Annotated in this window: 20 protein-coding genes; 14 read left to right on the forward strand and 6 right to left on the reverse strand. The window is 62.9% G+C overall.

What is annotated here, in order from left to right; translation table 11 throughout:
* The first annotated feature begins 50 nt into the window (after window positions 1-50).
* The gene (ligA, locus tag ACERI1_RS07490) at window positions 51-2189 is read left to right on the forward strand and encodes an NAD-dependent DNA ligase LigA (RefSeq protein ID WP_373617455.1); all 2139 of its coding nucleotides are present in this window, start codon (window positions 51-53) and stop codon (window positions 2187-2189) included.
* A 342-nt stretch (window positions 2190-2531) separates the two neighbouring features.
* Here the strand turns inward: ligA and ACERI1_RS07495 are convergent, their stop codons facing one another.
* From ACERI1_RS07495 to ACERI1_RS07515, 5 genes are all read right to left on the reverse strand, one after another.
* A complete protein-coding gene (locus ACERI1_RS07495; RefSeq protein ID WP_373617456.1) occupies window positions 2532-2720 on the reverse strand; it encodes a multidrug transporter in 189 nt (62 codons plus the stop codon).
* Window positions 2721-2778: 58 nt separating this feature from the next.
* Window positions 2779-3750 (reverse strand): ArsA family ATPase, encoded by a 972-nt coding sequence (locus tag ACERI1_RS07500; protein ID WP_373617457.1) that lies wholly within the window; start codon window positions 3748-3750, stop codon window positions 2779-2781.
* Window positions 3751-3826: 76 nt separating this feature from the next.
* Window positions 3827-4774, reverse strand: a complete 948-nt coding sequence (locus ACERI1_RS07505; RefSeq protein ID WP_373617458.1) for an ABC transporter permease — start codon at window positions 4772-4774, stop codon at window positions 3827-3829.
* Complete coding sequence (locus tag ACERI1_RS07510; RefSeq protein ID WP_373617459.1) at window positions 4771-5703, reverse strand: ATP-binding cassette domain-containing protein; 933 nt, start codon at window positions 5701-5703, stop codon at window positions 4771-4773. The genes ACERI1_RS07505 and ACERI1_RS07510 overlap by 4 nt, the downstream gene beginning before the upstream one ends.
* 191 nt (window positions 5704-5894) lie before the next feature.
* Window positions 5895-6164 carry a hypothetical protein gene (locus ACERI1_RS07515; RefSeq protein WP_373617460.1) on the reverse strand — a complete coding sequence of 90 codons (270 nt, stop codon included), beginning with the start codon at window positions 6162-6164 and terminating at the stop codon, window positions 5895-5897.
* A gap of 167 nt (window positions 6165-6331) precedes the next feature.
* Between ACERI1_RS07515 and ACERI1_RS07520 the strand changes: the two genes are divergently transcribed.
* From ACERI1_RS07520 to ACERI1_RS07540, 5 genes are all read left to right on the forward strand, one after another.
* Window positions 6332-7027 (forward strand): hypothetical protein, encoded by a 696-nt coding sequence (locus tag ACERI1_RS07520; RefSeq protein ID WP_373617461.1) that lies wholly within the window; start codon window positions 6332-6334, stop codon window positions 7025-7027.
* Window positions 7028-7053: 26 nt separating this feature from the next.
* Window positions 7054-8805 carry an excinuclease ABC subunit C gene (locus ACERI1_RS07525; protein WP_373617462.1) on the forward strand — a complete coding sequence of 584 codons (1752 nt, stop codon included), beginning with the start codon at window positions 7054-7056 and terminating at the stop codon, window positions 8803-8805.
* 558 nt (window positions 8806-9363) lie between these two features.
* Window positions 9364-9660: a translation initiation factor gene (locus tag ACERI1_RS07530; RefSeq protein WP_373617463.1), complete on the forward strand. Its 297-nt coding sequence runs from the start codon at window positions 9364-9366 to the stop codon at window positions 9658-9660.
* A 90-nt stretch (window positions 9661-9750) separates the two neighbouring features.
* The gene (locus ACERI1_RS07535; protein ID WP_373617464.1) at window positions 9751-10230 is read left to right on the forward strand and encodes an N-acetyltransferase family protein; all 480 of its coding nucleotides are present in this window, start codon (window positions 9751-9753) and stop codon (window positions 10228-10230) included.
* Between the two features lie 63 nt (window positions 10231-10293).
* On the forward strand, window positions 10294-10776 hold the full coding sequence (locus tag ACERI1_RS07540) for an N-acetyltransferase family protein (RefSeq protein WP_373617465.1): 483 nt from the start codon (window positions 10294-10296) through the stop codon (window positions 10774-10776).
* A gap of 35 nt (window positions 10777-10811) precedes the next feature.
* Here the strand turns inward: ACERI1_RS07540 and ACERI1_RS07545 are convergent, their stop codons facing one another.
* Window positions 10812-11231 carry a hypothetical protein gene (locus tag ACERI1_RS07545; RefSeq protein ID WP_373617466.1) on the reverse strand — a complete coding sequence of 140 codons (420 nt, stop codon included), beginning with the start codon at window positions 11229-11231 and terminating at the stop codon, window positions 10812-10814.
* A gap of 194 nt (window positions 11232-11425) precedes the next feature.
* Between ACERI1_RS07545 and nrfD the strand changes: the two genes are divergently transcribed.
* The 8 genes from nrfD (at window position 11426) to ACERI1_RS07585 (ending at window position 22606) form a co-directional block, all read left to right on the forward strand.
* The gene (nrfD, locus tag ACERI1_RS07550) at window positions 11426-12760 is read left to right on the forward strand and encodes an NrfD/PsrC family molybdoenzyme membrane anchor subunit (protein ID WP_373617467.1); all 1335 of its coding nucleotides are present in this window, start codon (window positions 11426-11428) and stop codon (window positions 12758-12760) included.
* 168 nt (window positions 12761-12928) lie between these two features.
* Window positions 12929-14155 carry a putative manganese transporter gene (locus tag ACERI1_RS07555; RefSeq protein ID WP_373617469.1) on the forward strand — a complete coding sequence of 409 codons (1227 nt, stop codon included), beginning with the start codon at window positions 12929-12931 and terminating at the stop codon, window positions 14153-14155.
* Window positions 14156-14392: 237 nt separating this feature from the next.
* Window positions 14393-15517 carry a hypothetical protein gene (locus ACERI1_RS07560; RefSeq protein ID WP_373617470.1) on the forward strand — a complete coding sequence of 375 codons (1125 nt, stop codon included), beginning with the start codon at window positions 14393-14395 and terminating at the stop codon, window positions 15515-15517.
* Window positions 15518-16523: 1006 nt separating this feature from the next.
* Entirely contained in the window at window positions 16524-16661 is a 138-nt protein-coding gene (locus ACERI1_RS07565; protein WP_373617471.1) for a hypothetical protein, read from the forward strand.
* Between the two features lie 3200 nt (window positions 16662-19861).
* Window positions 19862-20539, forward strand: coding sequence for a LysM peptidoglycan-binding domain-containing protein (locus tag ACERI1_RS07570; RefSeq protein ID WP_373617472.1), 678 nt, complete (start codon window positions 19862-19864; stop codon window positions 20537-20539).
* A gap of 2 nt (window positions 20540-20541) precedes the next feature.
* A complete protein-coding gene (locus tag ACERI1_RS07575) occupies window positions 20542-21570 on the forward strand; it encodes a phage late control D family protein (protein ID WP_373617474.1) in 1029 nt (342 codons plus the stop codon).
* Complete coding sequence (locus ACERI1_RS07580; RefSeq protein WP_373617475.1) at window positions 21567-22304, forward strand: phage baseplate assembly protein V; 738 nt, start codon at window positions 21567-21569, stop codon at window positions 22302-22304. The genes ACERI1_RS07575 and ACERI1_RS07580 overlap by 4 nt, the downstream gene beginning before the upstream one ends.
* Before the next feature lie 11 nt (window positions 22305-22315).
* The gene (locus ACERI1_RS07585) at window positions 22316-22606 is read left to right on the forward strand and encodes a PAAR domain-containing protein (protein ID WP_373617476.1); all 291 of its coding nucleotides are present in this window, start codon (window positions 22316-22318) and stop codon (window positions 22604-22606) included.
* Window positions 22607-22609: the final 3 nt, after the last annotated feature.

Here is a 22609-nt window from a genome sequence, read left to right on the forward strand (position 1 = left end):
CCACGCCCGGTCAGTTAGCATTAACCGGGGCGAGACGCTACCCTCGAGCGATGCCAGTCGCCGACGAGAACGCGGACGAGGACAACCCCTATCTCCGGGAGCCACCGACCGATTTCGACCCGGTCGAGGAACTCTCAGAGACAGAGGCCGAACGCCAAGTCGAGCACCTCCGGGAGGCCATCCGCGTCCACGACCGCCGGTACTACGTCGAACACGAGCCGCTGATCGCGGATCGGACCTACGACACGCTTTTCGCTCGCCTGCAAGACCTCGAGCAGGAATTCGACCTCGCCCATCCCGACAGCCCCACGCGAAGCGTCGGCGGCGAGCCGCTCGAGGCGTTCGAGACGGTCGACCACGTCGCGCCGATGCTGTCGATCGACGCGAGCGGTGAGGCCGAGGACGTTCGAGCGTTCGCCGACCGCGTCCAACGCGAAGTCGGGACCGTCCGGTACGTCTGCGAACCCAAGTTCGACGGCGTCTCCATGGAGTTCGTCTACGAGGACGGTCGACTCGAGCGCGCCGTGACCCGCGGGGACGGGCGAGAGGGTGACGACGTGACGGCCAACGCGCGCACTATCGGCTCCGTCCCGCAGCGACTCCACGGCGACCACCCCGAGTTCCTCGCGGTGCGGGGCGAGGTCTACATGCCCAAAGACGCCTTTCAGGAGTACAACCGCGAGCGCATCGAGCGTGGCGATGAGCCCTTCGCGAATCCCCGCAACGCTACCGCTGGCACGATCCGCCAACTCGATCCGTCGGTCGTCGCCGAGCGCCCGCTTTCTGTCTTCTTCTTCGACGTGCTCGAGGCCAGCGAACTCGCGGATAGCCACCAGGCCGAACTCGAGTCCTTCCCCGACTATGGCCTGCGGATAAACGACCGCGTCGAGGTCGTCGGCGAAAGCGCGGAACGGAGTTCCGCGGACGAGTCGAGCGGCGATGAGCCGCGAGACCCGATCGAGGGCGCGATCGACTACCGTGATCGGATGCTCGAAGCCCGCGACGATCTGGACTACGAGATCGACGGTGTCGTGATCAAGGTCGACGACCGCGAGGCCCGCGAGGAACTCGGTCGGACGGCCCGCCACGACCGCTGGGCGTACGCCTACAAGTTCCCCGCCCGCGCGGAGGTGACCACGATCGCAGACGTTGCCGTTCAGGTCGGTCGAACGGGCCGACTGACACCCGTGGCCCTGCTCGAGCCGGTCGATGTCGGCGGCGTCACCGTCTCGCGGGCGAGCCTGCACAACCCCGCGGAGATCGCCGAGAAGAACGTCAACGTCGGCGACACGGTCCGCGTCCAGCGGGCCGGCGACGTGATCCCCTATGTCGAGGAGGTCGTCGAAAAGGGTAGCGAGGGCCACTACGAACTGCCAGACACCTGCCCGGTCTGTGACAGCCCCGTCGAGCGCGACGGGCCGATTGCCTTCTGTACCGGTGGCCTGGGATGTGACGCTCAGCTGCGCCGGTCGATCGAGTACTACGCCGGTGACGACGGCCTCGACCTCGAGGGCCTCGGCGAGAAAAGCGTCCGCCAACTCGTCGACGCCGGGCTCCTCGAGTCCGTCGCCGACCTCTATGCCCTCGAGCGCGACGACCTGACCGACCTCGAAGGCTGGGGCGAGCAAAGCGCTGACAACCTCCTCTCAGAAATCGAGGCCAGCCGCGAGCCGCCGCTTCCCGATTTTATCTCGGCGCTTGGTATCCCCCACGTCGGCCCGACGACGGCCCGCGAACTCGTAGGCGAGTTCGGGACGTTTGGGACATTCCGCGAGGCCGCCGCGGCCGACCCCGACCGACTCGAGGACGTCGACGAGATCGGCGACACCGTCGCCGAGACGATCCACGACTTCTTTACGAGCGACGCTAACGCCGCCGTCGTCGACGACATCCTCGAACACGTCTCGCCACAGGAAGCCGACACCGATGCTGGCGGCGACGAACTCGACGGGCTCACGTTCGTCTTTACGGGCTCGCTCGAGGGGATGACCCGCAGCGAAGCGCAGGAAACGGTCGAAGCACACGGCGCGAACGCGACGAGCAGCGTCTCGGGAAACACGGACTACCTCGTCGCCGGCTCGAATCCGGGCGCGACGAAACGGGAGGACGCACAGGACAACGGCGTCCCGATCGCCGACGAAGACGAGTTCCGGACGCTGCTCGCTGATCGCGGCGTGACGCTCGAGTGACCGTTCGGGAACCCGTTTCTCGAGGTCAGCGAACCGAGGCGGTGTCGGTTACTCGACCCGAACGAGTCGCTCGTTCCAACACTCCTGACAGGTCGTGTCGTTGGTCTCGTACGTACAGCCGCAGTTCGTACACCGGTAGATCTCCGCCGGGGTCGTCCGAAACAGCCGTCTTAGGTGCGTTACCAGGAAACTCATGTCGGCCAGTAGTGTGTCAGCTACGAGTTCGAGCAGTCAGCGATCCATTATAAGTTTCGTGGTTGTTACGATTCGACTGACACGAACTCGAACCACTGCTTCGGCGCGCACACGACTGGGTTCGGACCGGATCGCCACCATCGGGAGTCATCCACGACGGACGACGAACACGAAGACTGCGATCACCGCAGCGATCACGCCGACGATCGTCGGGACGAGCTGTCCCGATCCCCACTCCCACCCGAGAAACTGCGTGCCGACGAACGCGACGAGCGCGAAGACGATACCGATCGCTGTGATGACCGGCGACGACTTCCATCCGAACGATCGTGCCATAGTTGAATGTGAACGCACCGACACATTAGTGTCCGGGTCGAACCTGTCGGACGGTCGCTCAGCTCGGTAATCGTTCGGCGATAACCGACAGCGACTCCGGACCCTGTGCCTCCCCTTCGAGATCCGGCAGCGTCACGACCTCGAGCTCGGGGAACGTCTCGTGAATCTCGGCGAGGCGCTCCTCGTGGCGCGCCTGTCGGGACTGACAGCGCGGACAGCCCTCGTGTGGGTCCTCGAGCACTCGATTGACGATCACGCGCTCGACAGGTACGTCAGCCTCGCGCAGTCGCGTGACGAGTCGTTCGGATTCCGCGATGGCCATCGCCTCCGGGATGAGCACCACGCGAAACTCGGTACGTGCTGGATCGACCAGTACGTCACGAGCACGCTCGAGGCGGGCCTGAAACGACTCGAGACTCTCGTCATCGCCGTCGGTCCCAAACATCGACAGCGGCCCGAACATCGCCGTGCGGGCAGCCGAGCCGATCCGGCGAGCCTGCCCGCGTAGCGACTGGGCCGTCTCGAGCGCACGCCCCATGACGCCGGGCATGTCGAACAGCCGGAGGGTGTGCCCCGTCGGCGCGGTATCGAGGACGACGACGTCCCACTCGCCGGAGTCGACGTACTCGACCAGCAAGTCGAGCGCTGCGATTTCGTCGCTGCCGGCCGGCATGCCCCCGGAAAAGAGCTGTTCGATCTCCGCATCCGAGAGACTGATCCCGGCGCTGCGCAGATCGGCTGCCAGCGCACGTGCCATTTTTTCGTATCGTTCCTGTTGCGTTTCAGGGTCGATCTCGACGGCCCACAGTTCAGCTGCGTGGTTCGTCTCTGGCTCGAGCGCTCCAGCGAGCTTGAGTTCGGTCGGCTCCGGTCCGATGTCGGCTTCGATGGAGTCGGATAGCGAGTGGGCGGGATCGGTCGAGACGACGAGTGTTCGCTTGCCTGCAGCGGCCAGCGAGAGCCCAGTCGCCGCCGCACAGGTCGTCTTCCCAACGCCACCCTTGCCGCCGTAGCAGATGCAGTCAGTCACGGCCACGGATACCACGATCGATGATATAAACGGTCTCCCGAAAACAGATGCTGCCGTTTCGATCGGGGCCGAGCGGTTAGATGTCGACCCGATCGAACCGATAGAGTGCGACGGCCAGCGGGATGGCGATCCAGAACAGCAGGATCAGGAGGGAGAACCAGTCTTCCAGATAGAACGGCAGTCCATCGGGGAACGCAGCCGTCGGGAACCGTGTCCCGATCCGGTCACTGGAGAGGGCGCTAAACAGCGTGATCGTGTTCTGATAGGCGTTCCCCGGATCGATCATGTCGATAAACAGCGCCCAGTCGGGAAGTCGGGTCGTCTCGATCTGTTGGCCGGTGAAGTTCGTCGTCGTGTAGGTGACGCCCTCGATGAAGCCACGTTGCATCAGGAGGCCGAGTGCCGTTCGGATCGAGTTCCAGACGATGTAGAACAGGACGAAGATGCCAAACATCGCCGCGCCGGCCATCGTCGTCGACCGGGTCAGCGACGACAGCGAGACGGCGAGACTCATGTACGCGAGCCCGTAGACGATCGTCATCGCGAGGAAGGCGATGTACGCGGGGAAGGAAAACTCCGAGACCGCGAACACGACGGCGACCATCGCGATAAGGAAGCCGATGAGCAACGAGAGCGAGAGCACGGCCGTCCGACCGAGCAGCTTGCCCAGCAGCACGTCTTTCCGAGAGTGAGGCAGCGACAGTAAGATCTTGATGCTACCCGCTTCGCGCTCGCCGGCGATGGCCTTCCAGCCGAGGAGCAGCGCGATCAGTGGGATGATCAGCTTACAGACTTGACTGACGAGGGCGATGAAGCTGATCGTCGTAAAGTTGTCCGGATTCGCCCACGAGATGAATCCGGCCAAAGCAGCCATCAGCGTAAAGAAGAACGCGCTCAGGCCCCAGAACAGCCACGAGCGAACTGCATCCTGAAAGTCCTTCTTCGCGATCGTGCGGACGCTCTCTGTGTCGATCGAACTCGCGGGCGACCCGCTCGAGCCTGCCGTCGTGGTTTCGGTACTCATCGCGCGTGCACCTCCGTCTCCGCGCCGGTCGTATACGACTGGAAGACGTCCTCGAGCGAGGCTTCGGTCGTTTCGAAGTCACGGACCTCGATGCCGCGGTCCTCGAGCGCCGAGAGGACGGTCGTCTTCGAGCCGTCGACGGTGACGACGATCGTCGGCGGCGTGTGGTCGTCGACGGTGGCGTCGGCCACGTCGGGCAGCGAGCGAACTGCCTGCAGGGCGTCGTCGTCGATCCGGTCGACAGTAACCTGCAGCGTCGTGCCGTTCCCGAGGGAGTCACGCAGCCCCTCGACGGAGTCGACGGCGACCATCTGGCCATCACGCAGAATGCCGACCCGGTCACAGACCGCCTCGACCTGTTCCATGCTGTGACTCGAGAAGAAGACGGTCGCGCCGCGTTCGTTCTCCTTACGGACGATCTCGCGCATTTCGAGGGCCCCGTTCGGGTCGAGGCCGGTGGAAGGCTCGTCTAGAATCAGCAAGTCGGGCTCGCCGACCAGCGCCATCGCGAGCATGAGCCGCTGGGCCATCCCTTTCGAGTAGCCACCGGCCTTCCGATCGATCGCGTCGACCAGTCCGACGCGCTCGAGCAGCGCTTCGGGGTCGTCGGCGGCGTCTTTCGAGTCGATGACGAACTCGAGGTGCTGGCGGGCGGTCAGGCGATCGTACAACTCGACGCCTTCGGGGAGCACGCCGGTTCGCTGGCGGATCTCCCGGCTCTGTCGCTGGGCGTCCATTCCGAGGACGCTGGCCGAGCCCGACGTCGGGCGAACGAAATCGAGGAGGACGTTGATCGTCGTCGACTTGCCGGCGCCGTTTGGCCCGAGAAAGCCGAACACCTCGCCGTCCTCGACCTGGAAGGAGAGCGCTTCGAGTGCGACGGTCTGACCGAACCGCTTGGTCAGCTCGTCGACTGTGATAGCGGGCATGGCTGTGTGGTCGGAGCGGTGCCGGATAAGGTTTGTGCCACCCGAATCCAGGCTGAATTCATTGGTTTCAGGCGGTATAATGGCTATTCGGGAGTTAAACGGACGCTGCAGATCAGATCGGATCGTCCGGATCGTACCATTGGTTTCAGGCGGTATAATGGCTATTCGGGAGTTAAACGGGCCGCTGTAGATCAGATCGGCTCGTCCGGATCGTACCGGTCGGCGGTCCGTTCGACCTCCGTAGCGTAGCGTTCGCGGGTTTCCTTGTCCGGCACCGTCTCGAGTTCCTCTTCGGGAATCTCGACCGCTGCGGTGACCTGTGGGCCGGTCCGCAACGCCGTCGATGATCGCTGGCGCTGCTGATAGCGCGAGCCGTCCGGCGTCGCGTAGACCAGCGTGACGAAATCGCGGTCGCCCAGTTCCCGTTCGACCAGCCAGCACTGGACCGTCGAGTCACTCATAGCCCGCGGTTTGGGATCGAGCACCGAGAATGTACCGCGTTTGCGCCGCCTCGAAAGGACAGCCTACGGGTGCGAACGACGACCGTACACGCGCGAACGACACCCATACGCCGCTGAACGAGCCCCGACGTACTTGGTGGTCGGCGGTGGACGGGAGACGACCACCGATGACCAGCCGGACCGACCGCATAGACGAGTGGCGCGAGCACGTCGACGAATTGTGTTACGACGGCGAACACGTCGAACATCGCGTCGACCTCGAGCGCGCGACGGTCGTCGTCACGACGCAGCGCGTGCTGGCGTTCGTTCCCCACACTGCTGGCCCGGCCTTTCGCCACGTCGATCGACCGAACGTCGGGACCGTGACCGTCGAAACGTCACAGCGACTGGCCGTCCTCTGTGCGGGGGTCATCGCCGCGTTCGCCGGCGTCGCCACGCTCGAGATGGCGACCAGCGTCGGCGTCTCGTCGGTCGTTCCGACCGCCGACCTCGAGGGGATCGCGCCCCTGCCCGGCTCCGGTCTGCTCGTCGGTTTCGTCGAGGCGGTGCTCGCGGCCATCGAAACGGTTCTGTTACTGCTGCAGTGGAGCGCCCTCCTGGTCGGCGCCGCCGCACTCGTCGTCGCCGTCGGTCTCATCGCATACTACGTTCGCTCGCGCACGCGGCTGCTCGTCGTCCGCGTCAGCGGTGACGATGACCTCGCGATTCCCGTTCGCGGACCCGATCTCGAGGACGAACTGGCCGCTGACCTCGAGGCTGCGATCCGGCCAGCGTCGAAATCGGAACCGATACTCGAGAGCGAGGATGGCCAGCGCGCCAGCAACCGGAACTGGGCCGAGGTCGATCACGAGGAGTCAGGCTAAAACCGTCCCGCTCCGTAGGGCCGCCGATGAACGCCGATGGGGTTCGCGAGCGCGCCGGATCGCTGCCGCGAGAGCCCGGCGTCTACCAGTTTCGGGCGGGTGAGACGACCCTGTACGTCGGGAAGGCAGTCGACCTTCGGGACCGGGTGCGGTCCTACGCTGACCCGCGCAGCGCGCGGATTGGACGGATGGTCGATCGAGCCGACGACATCGAGATCGCCGTCACCGACACCGAGACGCAGGCGCTGTTGCTCGAGGCGAACCTGATCAAGCGCCACCAGCCCCGCTATAACGTCCGGCTGAAAGACGACAAGTCCTATCCGATGGTCCAGGTGACCGACCACGACGCGCCGCGGATCGAGGTCACCCGCGATCCCGACGAGTCCGCGACCGTCTTCGGCCCCTACACCAGCAAGCGCCAGGTCGAGACCGTCGTGAAGGCGCTGCGCGAGACCTACGGAATCCGGGGCTGTTCGGACCACAAGTACGCGGGCCGCGACCGACCGTGTCTGGACTACGAGATGGGGCTATGTACCGCCCCCTGTACCCGCGAGATCGATCTCGCGAGCTACCGCGAGGACGTCACCGCCGTCGAACGCTTTCTCGAGGGTGAGACGGGAATCCTCGCCGACCCGTTGCGCCGGGAGATGGAAGCCGCTGCGGAAGCACAGCAGTTCGAGCGCGCGGCGAACCTGCGGGACCGGCTCGAGACCGTCGACGCGTTCCACGGCGAGGGCGGCGAGGCGGTCCAGTCGGTCGGCGACGAGCGAGCCGTCGATGTCCTCGGCGTCGCCATCGAAGGCGAGGACGCCACCGTCGCCCGCCTGCGCGCCGAGGACGGCAAGCTGGTCGATCGGGATCGGCATACGCTCGAGGCCCCCGGCTCTGCGGGCGCGACCGGCGAGGACGAGGGCGTTGCGAGCGTCCTCGCCGCCTTTATCGTCCAGTACTACGCCGAGCGCGACCTGCCAGATGCCCTGCTGTTGCCCGAGCGCCACGACGACGAAGAGGTCGCGTCCTGGCTCGCAACCGAGGGCATCGCGGTTCGCGTCCCGGGTGCCGGCCGGGAGGCCAAGCTGGTCGACCTCGCGCTGAAAAACGCCCGGCGCAACGTCGGTCGGCGCGACGAGTGTAGCATGCTCGCGGACGCGCTCGAACTCGACACCGCCCGGCGGATCGAAGGGTTCGACGTGAGCCACGCCCAGGGAACGGCAGCGGTCGGCAGTAACGTCACCTTTGTCGACGGCAGCGCCGAAAAAGCATATTATCGACGGAAGAAGCTCACCGACCAGAACGACGACTACGACAACATGCGTGCCCTGCTCGAGTGGCGCGCGACGCGAGCAGTCGAGGGCCGCGACGACCGGCCCGACCCCGATCTGTTGCTGATCGACGGCGGGGAAGGCCAACTCGAGGCGGCCCGCGACGCGCTCGCCGACGTGGGCTGGGACGTGCCGGCGGTCGCGTTGGCGAAAGCCGAGGAGCGAGTGATCACTCCCCGGCGGACGTTCTCATGGCCGAGCGACGCGCCACACCTGCACCTCCTCCAGCGCGTCCGTGACGAGGCCCACCGCTTTGCGGTGCAGTATCACCAGACCGTCCGCGACGAGGTGAAGACGGTGTTAGACGACGTCGATGGGGTCGGCCCCGAGACCCGGAAACGGCTGCTGGGCCGCTTCGGTAGTGTCGAGAACGTCCGCGAGGCGAGCCTCGAGGATCTCCGGAGCGTCGAGGGGATCGGCGAGAAGACCGCCGAGACGATCAAGTCGCGACTCTGAGATGGACCTGTCAGCGGATTCCGGTCCAGCAGACCGTCTGAATCTGCTCGCGAACCGTCTCACCGTGGTGAGGTCCGTAAATAGCGATCGCTGCTGGCTGAGAACTGTCGGACGAGAGTCGCGGGTTGACCGCTCAAAACTCGTAGTGAGCGATCTCCCGTGAGTTGCAGTTCGGGCACTGTTCGAGGTCAGGCGCGAGCTTCGTCCCACAGTTTCGGCATTCGTACAGCCCCGTGTCGTTTGTTTTCCCGCGCAGTGTTCTAAGCACACCCATCTTTGATCCCCCTTATCCAGAGGTTCGGCGTGTACAACCATTAACATTGTCGAGGGTTGGAGTGAGACTCACGTTCGCTCGACAATCGGTGTGAAAGACCGCTCGGAACGACTGCATCGAGACACATACTGGTGGTGGGGTCGTCGTGTGACCGGGACGGTCGTGGCGACGACAACTGGCGAAACGACGGGCATAGCGACCTCCGCTATCGTCGAATACCACCCACAGCGAACCCGTTGCGACAGCAAGGACAGGACTATCCCCGCGCACATCCATGTGTGTGTATGGCAGACGAAGACGACCTCGAGGACCTGCTCGAGGAATTGGATAGTCAGGGAGATCTCGAGACTGCCGAACAGGTGCTGTCGCTGCGGATCGAAAAACGACGCTACGACAAGCCGGTGACGATCATCGAGGGGTTCGACCTGTCGAAATCGGAACTCGAGTCGACCGCCTCGGGTCTCAAGAGCGCGCTGGGGACCGGTGGGACGGTCACCGATGGCCGAATCGAACTGCAGGGCGATCACCGTGGCCGCGTGCCCGATCTCCTGCGCGATCGGGGCTTCGAGATTCGCGAGTGAACGATTCCCACGACCGATCGGCGACTAGCTGATCGGATGTTTCCTTTTGATGGTACGGAGTTATTTATACTCGACATTCAATAATGAGGTATGGACATTCGATCCGCGACACCCGACGATTTCGAGGCGATTACCGCAGTCGCTCGCGAAACCTGGCACGCCACCTACGACGAACTCGAGGCCGACATGATCGACCAAACCGTCGACGACTGGTACACCGACGACTCGATGCCACTCGAGGCGCCCGGCACGATCGTGCTCGTCGCCGAAGAAGACGGCGAACTCGTCGGCTTTACCCACGCCGTTGCCCAGGGCGACAAAGCTGACATCCTTCGGCTGTACGTCCACCCCGACCACCAGAACGAGGGGATCGGGTTGGCCCTTCACGAGCGGCTGATGAAAGAAATCGAATCCTACGACGTCGATCGCGTCAGATCGTTCGACTTCGCGTTCAACGACGCCAGTCGCGCGTTCTACGAAGGGCTCGGCTTCGAACAGACCGACGAAGGCGAGGTCGAAATCGACGGCGAGTACTACTTTGAGGCCGTCTACACGCACGACGTATCGTAGCCAACGAGATCACCTAACTGAGATGGTGTAACTCCTTTGCTGCTCGCTGTCGTAACACACAGTATGGAGATCCGACCAGCGAGCCACGACGACCGCGACCAGATCAGAGCCGTCGCCCGCGAGACCTGGCACGATACCTACGACGAACTCGATGCCGAGACCATCGACGAGACCATCGACGAGTGGTACAGTGACGAGGCACTCGAGACGGCATTGACGAAACCCGGTACGGCGTTTCTCGTCACGGAAGCCGACGGCGAAATCGTCGGCTTTACCCACGGCGTCGTCTCCGAGGACGAAGGCGATGTCCTGCGCATGTCCGTCCATCCGGACCATCAGAACGAGGGCATCGGCACCGCACTCTACGAGCGACTGCGCGAGGACTTACAGGACTTCAACATGGAGCGTATGCGCGCGATCGATCTCGCCTCGAACGAGGGCGGTCGCGAGTTCTACGAAACCCATGGCTTCGAGCCGACCGACGAGGACGACGTCGAAATCGGCGGCGAAAAGCGACGTGAGGTCGTCTACACGCTCGAGCTATAATCCACCGGGAACGAACCGACGGATCGGGTCGCCTCCTATGACCGGTTGGCGATTCCGATGTTGAGGTCGTCGTTCGAACAGGATAGTTCGACGAGCTGTCCGGTAAACCACAGCGTCCGCTTGTCCCCGCCCGGGACGAAGAGGCTCCGGCTCGAGGGGAGGTTGGCCGGCGTCGCGACGTATCTGTTCTCGCCGACCCGACCTGTGACGCGGACCGTCACGCGGCCACCGCCGCCGGAACACGCCTGTACTGTCACCGCACCGGTCGACCAGTCGTCTGCCGTCAGTGCCGCGTCGTTGCAGCCGCGGGTCCGGATGGTTCCATCGCCCTGTGCTGTGCCCGTCTCCGTCAGAGCTGTCGCGCCCGTCAGCGCCCCGATCGCGCCGAGCAACGTCCGTCGGCGTGGGAACGTCCCGTCACGCTCACTCGAGTCGGACGGATTGTCATTGGTCATTGTGAGCTCCACCCATTGGCTATGGCTCGAAACATGAAATACCGCTGTTACGGTTCAACGAACTGGTATCGCGCTGAACGAAATTCGGGTGTTGAAATCGCACGGTAGCGATGTTACATCGACCGATCGGGGATGTCCTTGCAAATGCACCGCAGGGACGCAAGTGAGTCGGTGTCGTGTCTATAGCTAGCACGATGGGGACGAAAACGCCGAGCGAGGCCGACATCCTGCGACCGATCGGATCGACATCAAGAACGTACTTCATCATGGTCGCCATCGCGGGACTGGCGTTTGTCGCCTTTCTCTTGGGATGGGCCTACCAGCTTCAGGAAGGGCTGGTCGTCACTGCCCTCGGTGACTGGGGCAGCGGCGGTGGCGCCACGTGGGGGATCTACATCGGCGCGTTCATCTGGTGGGTTGGGATCGCCCACGGCGGGATCATCCTCTCGGCTGCCGTTCGGCTGCTGGGGATGGACCGGTATATGCCGGTCGCGCGCCTCGCCGAATTGCTGACGATCAGCGGACTCTCCGCGGCGGGCTTCTATATTATCGTCCACCTCGGTCGGCCCGATCGAATGGTCACCAGCGTCATCGGCCACTACCACATCACGGTCCACGGCTCGCCGCTGGTGTGGGACGTGACCGTCATCACGGCCTACTTCGTGTTGACGGCGACCTACCTCGGGCTCACGCTTCGATACGACGTGGCCCGGCTGCGCGATCAGCTGCCCGATCGGCTCGATCCGATCTATCGGGCCATGACGATCGGCTACACGAAAAAAGAAGACGCGATCATCGAGCGCATGGTCTGGTGGATCGCGCTCGCGATCATTATCATGGCGCCGCTGTTGCTCCACGGTGGCGTCATCCCGTGGCTGTTCGCCGTGTTACCGAACTATCCGACCTGGTTCGGCGGCGTGCAGGGGCCGCAGTTTCTCACGATCGCACTCACGTCAGCCATCAGCGGCGTGATCATCCTCTCGTTCGCGTTCCGGCGCGCGTACGATTGGGATCACATCATCACTGATGACATCTTCCGCGGACTGTTGCTGTGGCTCGGGTTCTTTTGTCTCCTCTTCCTGTGGCTGCAACTCCAGCAGAACATCACTGGCCTCTTCAAGGCCCCTGTCGACTTGACTATTGCAGCCATCGCCAGAGCCACCAACCCCATATACATCACGTCGATGTCGCTGGTCTTCCTGACGCTGTCGTACATTTTCGCTCAGTCGATCCGGCCGGCGCTGTTCACCAAGCGGCGGGCCGTCATCGCTGGCCTCGCCGTCCTCACCGCGACGATCCTCGAGAAAGTCCTGTTCGTCGTCGAGGGGTTCTTACACCCCACCTTCGACATCTACGAGGCCGTTCCAGGCGTCTACGTCCCAGGGTTGATCGAGGTCCTGTCGATTCTCGGAACGATCGGCATGGTCTGTTTGTTCTTCCTCACCGTCGCCAAGATCTTCCCAGTGGTCGAACTCCACGCGATCGAACACCTGCGTGACGGCCACGAGTCGATCAACGACCACGAGTAGCGGCGAGCAGTCCCCGTTTTCGCGTTCTATCGACCGGCTGAAAGCGGAATCTGTGGGTCCTCGAGCCGCCGGTAGACCACCAGCAGCTATTTACCTGATGGTGCTAAAGCTGTTTTTAGAGATGTCTAAACTTTACCCGACCATCGATCAACCTGCGAGTGAGGTGCGATGAACGAGCTGCTGGACGTGTTGTTCGCGTCGCTCCGGGACGGCTACGTCCAGGTGAGCGCGTTCGTTGCGGTGACGGTGCTTGCGTTCGGGCTGGTCCAGTATCGGACCGACGGCGCGCTCATCAGCGCGATCGAGGACAACGAGCGACTGCAGGTGCTCTTCGGCGGGCTGCTAGGACTGACGCCCGGCTGTGGCGGCGCGATCGTCGTCATGCCGCTGTACGTCCGTGGGACAGTCAGTTTCGGGACCGTCGTCGCGACGCTCGGCGCGACTGCGGGTGACTCGGCGTTCGTCATCCTCGCGCTCGCCCCCGAAGCCGCGCTCTACGCCTACGCTATCGCCTTTGCGGCCTCCGTCGCGACCGGCTATCTCGTCGATTCCGTCGGCCTCGGCGTCTCGCGGGTCGACGCTGCCGTCGCGCGACTCTCGCCTGCCGCGCGGCCCGACGGCGGTACTGCCGTCAACGGCGGTGTCACGCCGAATCCAGCCCATGACTACTGCGGGCCGGCACCGACTCACGCCCACGAGACGGGGCCGGATCGTCGCTCTCGAGTCCTCACACCCCTCTCCCATCTCGCACACGTCACGTGGTGGATCGCCGCCGTCGCGGGACTGGTCCTCGGGACGCTCTACCTGCTTCGCGGCGGCCCCGAGGTCGCACTCGAGGTCGGCGTCGGCTTCGACGGCCTCTTTACGATCGTCGGCATCACCGGTGCAGTGCTGTCGCTGTACCTCTACCTGGTCGGTCGCCACTACGTCGGTGAAGGGGAGATCGCGCGGGCTCGAGACTCCTTTCGCTCGACCTACGATACGCTCACCCACGCCGCGATGGAGACCAGCTTCGTCACCGTCTGGGTGCTCGTGGCCTTCCTCGTCTACGAGTACGCCGTGGTTCTGACGGGGCTGAACGTCGCCACCCTTGCCGCAACGGCGGGCGTGCTGGCTCCGATCGGCGGCGCAGCTGTGGGCCTGATCCCCGGCTGTGGCCCCCAGATCCTGCTGACAAGTGTCTATGCCGAGGGTGGCTTGCCTTTTTCGGCGCTGACCGCCAACGCGATCGCTCAAGATGGGGACGCCCTGTTCCCGCTGCTGGCCGTCGACGCCAAGGCTGCCGTCGTCGCGACTATCTACAACTTCCTCCCCGCCGTCGTCGTTGGCGTCGCACTCAACCTGCTGTGGGGGCCCGTCTTCGGCATGGCGGAGTTCGGCTTCGGCGTACTGTGAGGGTGCTCCGAGCAGTATCGCGGCGTGTTCGGTGCTGTTGGTGGCGCAATCGTATTTCCACTCCCTTCACTAATCCGGTAGCATAGGACATTATATTTTAGTAGTATACTATAGATATTATGGGACAGATAATGGATAATATATTCGAGACGGACAACGGACTCTCGATGCGATCGGCTGATGCGAAATATAACGGCCTCTTCGACAGCGCTACAATCTGGGTGAACCGGTGAGACGATGCGCCGACTCTTACAGGCAAAAACGGCTGTTCAAAAGCGGCTGCCCGCGGTTTCTCGACTCTCCGTCGCGGCGCTGCTTTTCGCGCTGGCGCTACTCGCTGTGGTTGTCGCAGCAAGTGTCGTCGAATCCGAATTCCCGTCGAGCACTTCCGTAGACGTGTGGGTCGCTTCATCGCGACTCGTCCTCTGGAGCACCATTGTCGTTCTCATGCTCGTCACGATCAGTGGCTATCTGCTCTCTCGACGGTACGAGGAGGTGCTCCTCGATCAGTGGAGTCAGTTGTCGAGTTGGGCGCAGGCGATCGTCGCTGGTATCGTCTGTGGAACGGTCGTTGCAATCGGTCTCGGTGTCGCCACTCTTGCTGGAGCGGTCCCGCTGGCGTTAGTCCCTGTGGGATCGCTGATCGCCTGGCCTGTTGCGACGGTCTGTACGCTCCGCCAGCGCCGCAAACCGCATGCGGACGATTCCTCGTCCGCGCTGGAGTCGCTACTTATCACGGTCGGATACGCGCAGGCCAAGCACCTCCAGACACGCACGCTCGCTGGCATCGTGGGTCTTGTCGGTGCCGTCCTCGGAAGCGTCGGCGTTCGTGTGCTGCTCTCGTGGTTCCCGTGGTTCGACGGGACCCTCACACCACTTCAGACTGCCGTCCTCGCTGTGTGTGGATGGCTACTCGCGACGGTGATCGTCTACAATCGCTACGCGTCGACGATCACCGATCGGATCGATCTCCAGCTCGTTGCCGTCTCGAGCCCGGAACTACGGGACGGTCGCGAGCTGACGATCAAAAACACCGGAACCGTCCCCGTCGAGTTGACGCAAGCGAAGCTTCGTGATACGAACCGTGACTGCTATCAGTTCGGTGTCGGCGTCACGCTCGGACCGGGCGCGTGCTGCTCGTTCGCGGTTCCGGCGTCGTTTTCGCTCGAGTCGAATGAAACCACGATGGCTCTTCCGCTTGGGTATACGCTCACACAGGGGAGCGAACACCCGATTATTTACACTCGAGACGGCGAGCAGTACGTCCTCCGGGAAGGGACTGAACTGCTGGATCGTGATTCCACCCGAGAGACGACCCGACAGACGGTCGCGCTAGGTGTCGAACCAACGCCACAGGAGTAGTCGAACCCGGATTCCACCATGCTATGTGACGATCTCGAATGCGAGTCGACACTGCGAGAGATCAGCGTACTTCGCCAGCAGCCGACGACGGACGATTCGTCGATAGGAATCGAGTCGAACGACCGTCGATCGCCCGCTCGACTCGAGTCCAGCGTCACGGCGATCGCGACGCTGGCGCCCGATCGATTGGCCGGCGGACTCGGTGTCCGTATTGCCCGGAAACGGAGTCCGGTCGAGTTGTTGTTTCGGTTACCTCTTCTGACACGTCCTGATGACGGGCTGGGAGACGAGTCGGCGGTTTCGGTCGTGGCTCCGTCTCCGTTAACCGGGACGAAAACAGGACATCGCAAGAGTTCGGGTTCGGCTGTCATCCCAGCAAGCTATCTGAACTGTACCGACCAGTCTGGCGGTATCCACAATCAGTCCGCCATCGAGCCGATACGTGCTCCTCGTTCGGCCACCGACACGGTGGGTAACTCGGGTGCAGCGTCACGACGACCGACCGAGTCACTCTGGACCGATGCAAAGCGGACACGACGACGGAAGCGACGGTCTCCGACGGGGGTGAGACGATCGATGTTCACGGGAGTCGGTACGGAGCAACTAGACTCCCTCGTCTCGGATGACAGCGGACGAGCGATAGTCATGCCCAACGTGGCTGGATGCGGCTGGTCACACGCACTCGCCACTCGAACCGTGCCGTCGATCGACGAGACTGCTGACCCGTCCGCCGGTCACGCTCCCTCGAGCCACGTCGTCGACCGTTCCGATACGACGCTCGAGCTTGTAGTCCAGCAGACTGGCCTTTATGACGGTACAACGGATCCAATCGCGCGACCCGAGCGGACCGAGACACGAGGTGTGGCTCCACCCGCAGACGACAGCGGACAGAGTCGGCTCTCTGAGGCTGGTTCGACCGTCTGGATGACGGATCGACACACGGTGACAGATGCTGTGGCCGACAATCGACACACTCCTATCTGGCACCGTTCGATGCGACGGCGCGATGGACTGGCGTTGTGCCAGTATCGTCCGCGACGGAACGATCGTGCACGTGGCGGTCTCGATCCTCTCGCCGCCCGCTCTTCCGACGACCGACACGCTCGGACACGCGACCGTCCACCTAGAGGGTTCGATACACTAGATACCGTCTCTCACCCTCACTGTGTGTCTCGATTGCGCTCGCCGTTCTCGTCCCACCGGTCGACATCGTTCACGACGAGCACCGATCGGAGTCCGAAGCAGCCACGCCTCGAACTGACCGCTTCGATTGCGCCACACGAGGGACCGATCCCCGCGCAGTCTCGTCTCGTTTCGGTCGTGTCTCGAGGTGTGCACACGCCGGTCCGATACGCTCGAACGGCCCGCAATCCAGTGGCTCGAGCGCCAACGGCTTCGACTTCCCGCGTCGTTACGAGTGAGTCACAGCGAACGGCTACCCCGCCCACAGTGCCGATGTGGCTGTCGATCGACACTCATGGCTCTCGTGTCCCACGCAGTCGGTTGTGGCTGCCGCCGCCCACTCATCAGGATCGCAATGTCTCTGGTGGCACCGCCAGCCAGCATCCGCTTCGTTTACAGCGTGTAACCGGGGCTGACCCCGTCCATCCGTCGGGAACCGCCTCGCCGACCGCGGGTCTGTCCACTCCATTCGATAGCCGACGTATTCGCCACAACCCCGGGCCCGACACACAGCGTCGCACTAACGAAGTGCGATCACGAACCGACGAGCGAGCGCCATCGGATCGTGCTCGCCAACCTCGCCGTCTCCTGTCGATTCGATCCGAGAGCGACGCTGCTGTCGGACTGATCGCACGCAGACCGAGCATGGAGGGGGCAGTCGAGGGAGATGGTGTCGGTTCGGTTCGGTCGATCCGGAGGCGATCTCCGATCCCGAGGGCCGTCTCGTCTTCGGTCAGTGCGACCCATGCCGATAGCAGCCGATCAGACCGACAACAGCCGGTCTCCGTGAAAACGAACTCGGCCACCACTGCACACGGAGTGTCACCGGTTGAACGACGCTGGCCACAACAAGTGTCACAACCAGCAATGTCGTTGGGACGGCTCGCCGCTCCGCGATCCGCTCGAGCAGTGTCGCACCTCGGTTCGCACCGCGCCCTCGAGCGTGCGGTCAATATGATGACCGAACGGAAGTCCCACAGCGACGACAGCGTTCGCCTCTCGCCCCGGCCTCTCTCAGCGTTGCGAGTGGTACGGTCATCGATCCAGCGACCAGAACGCTCTCGCCGTTTACGACGCGAAACTGGGCGCATCGACGATACCGTGGTTGGTCTGTGGGAAACCGTGACCACACCGAACAGATCTCTATACGTGAACCCGTCCGACACGGCGTCTCGAATGCGAATTGCCGCCGATCGAATCAGGAACAGGGCTGTTAGCGCTGGCTCCACGGATTCGGTATCTGAGATCCGAGGGCTCTACCAGTCGAACCCCCTCGCTCGCGGCGGTGCATTCGGCACAATGCCTGTCCAGCGCGACCGACCGGGTGAAAACGAACTCGACGCGAGTTCCCGGCTGCTGGTGCCCCCAACGGTTACTGACGACCGATCGCATTCCCGCTTGTCCGACAGGACGACAGCAACGGCGCTCACGATGATCGAATCGTCGGGACCGATAGCCGGTTCAGGACGACCGGCCTCGAGCGATCGACACCTCGTCGCAAGACTGCAATCGAGCGCACGGACATCGCGGGAATCGTCTCACTCACGGCATGGATACGAGCCGAGCGGGCATGGTCGAAACGGGATCGACCCGACCTGTGGCGTTCGATCACCACCGCTTGGGATCAACGAGACAACCCGACGACAGCACTCGTCGTGGATACAGCGCAAACAACGTGGTGAGAGACGCGTCTCGGTGGGTGGCGGTCGATCAGCGGACGTATCGACTGCGTTCGATGTCGTCGAGTTGCCCTCGGATTCGATTGCGCCGCCGAGGAGCGGCCCACGATCGGGCCCACCGTCCGTGATTGGGATAGAAATTCGTGGCGATTGCGGTGCTTGTTCGACCGGTGCCGACGATCGGGGTCGTAATCTGCAGGACGGAACGGCACCGCTCTCGCCGACGCGCCCTGCTGTCTCACCGTCTCGTGTCGCTGTCACTCTTCCTCGAACGACACGTTCGGAGCCGACCGTGGCAACGAGTCGACACCGATACCGGCCTGCTGGCGATCGGACTCGTCTACGTACCGATCGTTCGATTCCTGACCTGAGCGACGCTGGCGTGCCGTCACGTGAACCCGTGTGGCCCAAGTGCGGTGATCGGACAGTGTCGCCTCGTCTCTTTCGGACGACAAGACGATCCTCGCACTCTACCCTGTGGACGGCGGCTTCCCGAGCCCCCGTCGTCTCTCAGCTAGATTACGTCGGGTCTCTCGCCTTGAAGCTCCCAGTCGCGGCCACCGTCGACGAAACTGATGACCGTGTCGGTATCGATACTGCCGACTCGGTTACGGCTCCACAGCCCCGTCTGTCGATCGCGAGCCCAGCCAACTTCAGGAATCGGCGGTTCCAACCCAGCCGCCGTCTGCGGCGGCGGTTGTCGACGGCGGACTCTTCGGCGCGTCGATCGCTCGACGAACCCCGACTCGAGAACGATCGTCTGGGGGCTCCGTCGCTTGTATACCCTCCTCGAGAGTACGGCTCGGAAGCTATCGTGACGGCACTAGATTCGCCGTCACGCGGACGGTGGGTGGAATATACTTCGAACCGGATGTATAGAACAACAAATAATAGTGTTGAATTAATAGAAGAAAATAAAATGGAAGTAGGGCTGCGACCGAACGCAGGAACAGAACGTCCCTCATTGACGTACCGAACAACGGCAGATGCGGATATGCCATCCGTCGATCGGGACAGGTCGCATCGACTGACTGACGATGTGTCGAACTCGACAGCCGCGTCGACTGGAGCCTCTCGTGGCTCCAGCCCACGGCGTTCCAGTCGGAATCTCAGGCAGGATCGACACCAGCGCTGGGGGCCGGAACATGCAGCGCCAGCCGATGACGATAGCGACCGAACGCAAGCAGCGTTCCGTTCGGATACCGATCCGAATCCGGGCTCGGCACATCGTGGGCAATCTGGGAGTCGTGACGACGGACATCCCTGGCCGGACGAAACACGACAATCACCGATCCAACGACCGGGGCTATCGATCGATCCCGCTCCTGACTCGACTCACCACCACGGGCACCGCTTCGATGGCGTCGACGTGCCATCGGGCACTGACCCACGCTTCGACGCCGATGTCGATCGTGCCGTCCAGGAACTCTATCGGAAACTCGAGCGGAAACTCAGGATCGAGCGCGACCGGAGGGGGCTGTAGATGAGTGCCCGGAGCGGCAAACTCGAGAAAGCCCAGCTCATGATCGTCAACGGGAAACAGAAGGGCGAAACGATCGAGTGTGCGTTTAACCCGAATGCCTACACGGTCGAAAAGAGCGTCAACTACGGCGAACTCAAGGCAACGGGGTCGGGAGCGTCGATCATGCAGTTCGTCGATGGGAACGCTGAAACACTGTCGATGGAACTGTTTTTCGACACGACCGATGAACTCGATTCGAACGGGTCGCCCGATACGAAGCAGGTGGATGTCCGCGAGCGATACACACAGCACATCGATACGCTCCTGTCGGTCGACGGGGAGTTACACGCGCCGCCGGTGTGTCGGTTCGTCTGGGGCGATGGGATCGATTTCACGGCGTTGCTCCAGCGGGCGAACAAACAGTTCACGAAGTTCCTCCCGAGTGGCGTTCCCATCCGCGCTCGAGTGAACGTCGTGTTCAAGGAATACAAGACAGCCGATTATCACAAGTCGGAGGTGTCTCCGGAGTCGACGGACAAGACCAAGGTCTGGACGGTCACTGACGGCGACACTCTCTGGTTGATCGCTGCCGAGGAGTACGGCGACGCCGCACACTGGCGGACCATCGCGAACCACAACGATATCGAGAATCCCCGCGCGATCGAGACGGGCGACACGCTCGAGTTACCGCCATTGTAGCTATGCAGACTGGAACGAGCATTCAGCCACGCTACTCGCCGCGGTTCAGGGTCGATGTCGGTGATACGACGTTTCAGGAACCGGGCGGTCGAATCGCAGATCTCGTCGTCGAGACGACGCTCGACGGCGCGGACCGGTTTTCGTTCACGCTCAACTTTCCGTTCGACGAGGAACTCGGCGAGTTCAGCGGGCTGACGTGGGACGATTTCGCAATCGGGACGGCCATCGAAATCGCGATGGGGTATGGCGGCGACGGAACCCTGACACCGTTGCTAACTGGCTCGATTCGATCGATCAACGCCGAGTTCACGACCGATCGAGGACCGTCGGTTACGGTCTCCGGCTACGGGCTACTCTGGGAGCTCATGCAAGGAACGAGTTCGGAGTCGTGGACGGAGACCACGGTCGGAGAGGTCGTCACGGACGTGCTATCGTCGTACTCGTTTTCGACGGTCGACGTCTCGGACGCGGCGATCAACCGCGAAACGCTGATCCAGGACGGACAAAGCGATTACCGGTTCGTCCAGCAGCTGGCCGAGACCTACGGATTCGAGTTCTATGCCGAACGGGATACCGTCCGGTTTCGGCCCCACTCGGCGAAAGCCGAGGATGACGAACCGGTCGCCGAACTGTGGTACGGCGAGGCACTCCACGATTTCTATGCAGAGATCACACAACGAACGCAGGTCGACGAAGTCGAGGTTCGGAGCTGGGACGGCCAGAACAAATCGGAAATCGTCGCCACCGCCGGTAGCCCGAACGCGAACTACAAGGAAGTGTTTCGAGTCCAAGCCATGTCACGGAACGAAGCGGAACGAGTCGCCGAAACGAAGCTGAATCGATTCTCCAACGGCGTCATCACCGGCCACGGTGAGGCCGACGGCACGCCGACGATCAGGGCCGGTGCCGTCGTCCGACTCGAGGAACTGGGCGAGCGCTTCTCGTCGGACTACTACGTAACCGATGCGACCCACCGGATGGGGAGCGCTGGCTATCGAACGTCGTTCGACGTAACGGAGGTATCTTCGTGAGACCTACCGGATTCATCGATGGCGGTGGCACGGACGACGGTGGCATCCGCGGCGTCGCTATCGGGATCGTGACGGACAACGAGGACCCGAAGGACCTCGGTCGGGTGAAGCTCCGGTTCCCGTGGCGTGACGCCGACGACGAGAGCCACTGGGCTCGGATCGCGACCGAGATGGCAGGTACCGAGTACGGCACCTACTTTCTGCCGGAGATCGACGACGAAGTGCTGGTCGCGTTCGAGAACGGCGACGTTCACAGGCCCTTTGTCATCGGTGCGCTGTGGAACGGCACGCAGAAACCACCGCAGACGAACGACGACGGGAAAAACGATATCCGCGAGATACGGTCCCGTAGTGATCACGTCATCGCGTTTGACGACGCCGACGATGGCAGCATCACGATTCGGACGACTGGCGGCAACGAGATCGTGATCGACGATTCGGGAGCTTCCGAGACGATCCGGATCTGCGACGCAGACGCCGACAATAGTCTCACGCTCGACTCGGCAAGTGGTGCGGTCGAGATCGACGCGAAATCAGAACTATCGCTGTCGGCATCGACGATCGCTCTCGATGGAAATTCGGTGACGATCTCGGGTACGAAGGGAGTCACGATCTCGGGGAACGGGCCGATAGATGTCGACAGCAAGGCAAAACTCTCGCTCTCCGGGTCGATGCTCGATATCGATGGGGCTGGAATAGTAAAAATTAAGGGAAGTTTAATTGAATTGAATTAACTAAGAGAATCATGAAGCCTGCAGCGAGGCTCGGTGATCAGACAGCACACGGGACACCACTTACCGGGACAGCCAGTCCGAACGTCCTGATCGGGACGCGGCCCGCATGGCGGGCGCTAGTTGACGTCCACACGTGTCCGCTCGTTACGGGAGCCGTCCCTCACGTGGGTGGCACCGTCTCGAAGGGCAGTACAAGCGTGTTGATCAACGGGATGCCCGCCGCGCGGATGGGCGATACGATCGTTGAAAGCGGCCCGCCGAATACGATCACAAGCGGGTGTCAAACAGTCCTGATCGGCTGACTC

It is taken from the genome of Natrinema sp. HArc-T2 (assembly GCF_041821085.1).
Taxonomy (GTDB): domain Archaea; phylum Halobacteriota; class Halobacteria; order Halobacteriales; family Natrialbaceae; genus Natrinema.

What these genes read in the sequence shown, in the direction of transcription:
- ligA (WP_373617455.1), top strand. Translation starts at nt 51, where the DNA reads ATGCCAGTCGCCGACGAGAACGCGGACGAGGACAACCCCTATCTCCGG.
- ACERI1_RS07495 (WP_373617456.1), bottom strand. Translation starts at nt 2,720, where the DNA reads ATGGCACGATCGTTCGGATGGAAGTCGTCGCCGGTCATCACAGCGATC.
- ACERI1_RS07505 (WP_373617458.1), bottom strand. Translation starts at nt 4,774, where the DNA reads ATGAGTACCGAAACCACGACGGCAGGCTCGAGCGGGTCGCCCGCGAGT.
- ACERI1_RS07510 (WP_373617459.1), bottom strand. Translation starts at nt 5,703, where the DNA reads ATGCCCGCTATCACAGTCGACGAGCTGACCAAGCGGTTCGGTCAGACC.
- ACERI1_RS07515 (WP_373617460.1), bottom strand. Translation starts at nt 6,164, where the DNA reads ATGAGTGACTCGACGGTCCAGTGCTGGCTGGTCGAACGGGAACTGGGC.
- ACERI1_RS07520 (WP_373617461.1), top strand. Translation starts at nt 6,332, where the DNA reads ATGACCAGCCGGACCGACCGCATAGACGAGTGGCGCGAGCACGTCGAC.
- ACERI1_RS07525 (WP_373617462.1), top strand. Translation starts at nt 7,054, where the DNA reads ATGAACGCCGATGGGGTTCGCGAGCGCGCCGGATCGCTGCCGCGAGAG.
- ACERI1_RS07530 (WP_373617463.1), top strand. Translation starts at nt 9,364, where the DNA reads ATGGCAGACGAAGACGACCTCGAGGACCTGCTCGAGGAATTGGATAGT.
- ACERI1_RS07535 (WP_373617464.1), top strand. Translation starts at nt 9,751, where the DNA reads ATGGACATTCGATCCGCGACACCCGACGATTTCGAGGCGATTACCGCA.
- ACERI1_RS07540 (WP_373617465.1), top strand. Translation starts at nt 10,294, where the DNA reads ATGGAGATCCGACCAGCGAGCCACGACGACCGCGACCAGATCAGAGCC.
- ACERI1_RS07545 (WP_373617466.1), bottom strand. Translation starts at nt 11,231, where the DNA reads ATGACCAATGACAATCCGTCCGACTCGAGTGAGCGTGACGGGACGTTC.
- nrfD (WP_373617467.1), top strand. Translation starts at nt 11,426, where the DNA reads ATGGGGACGAAAACGCCGAGCGAGGCCGACATCCTGCGACCGATCGGA.
- ACERI1_RS07555 (WP_373617469.1), top strand. Translation starts at nt 12,929, where the DNA reads ATGAACGAGCTGCTGGACGTGTTGTTCGCGTCGCTCCGGGACGGCTAC.
- ACERI1_RS07560 (WP_373617470.1), top strand. Translation starts at nt 14,393, where the DNA reads ATGCGCCGACTCTTACAGGCAAAAACGGCTGTTCAAAAGCGGCTGCCC.
- ACERI1_RS07565 (WP_373617471.1), top strand. Translation starts at nt 16,524, where the DNA reads ATGGACTGGCGTTGTGCCAGTATCGTCCGCGACGGAACGATCGTGCAC.
- ACERI1_RS07570 (WP_373617472.1), top strand. Translation starts at nt 19,862, where the DNA reads ATGAGTGCCCGGAGCGGCAAACTCGAGAAAGCCCAGCTCATGATCGTC.
- ACERI1_RS07575 (WP_373617474.1), top strand. Translation starts at nt 20,542, where the DNA reads ATGCAGACTGGAACGAGCATTCAGCCACGCTACTCGCCGCGGTTCAGG.
- ACERI1_RS07585 (WP_373617476.1), top strand. Translation starts at nt 22,316, where the DNA reads ATGAAGCCTGCAGCGAGGCTCGGTGATCAGACAGCACACGGGACACCA.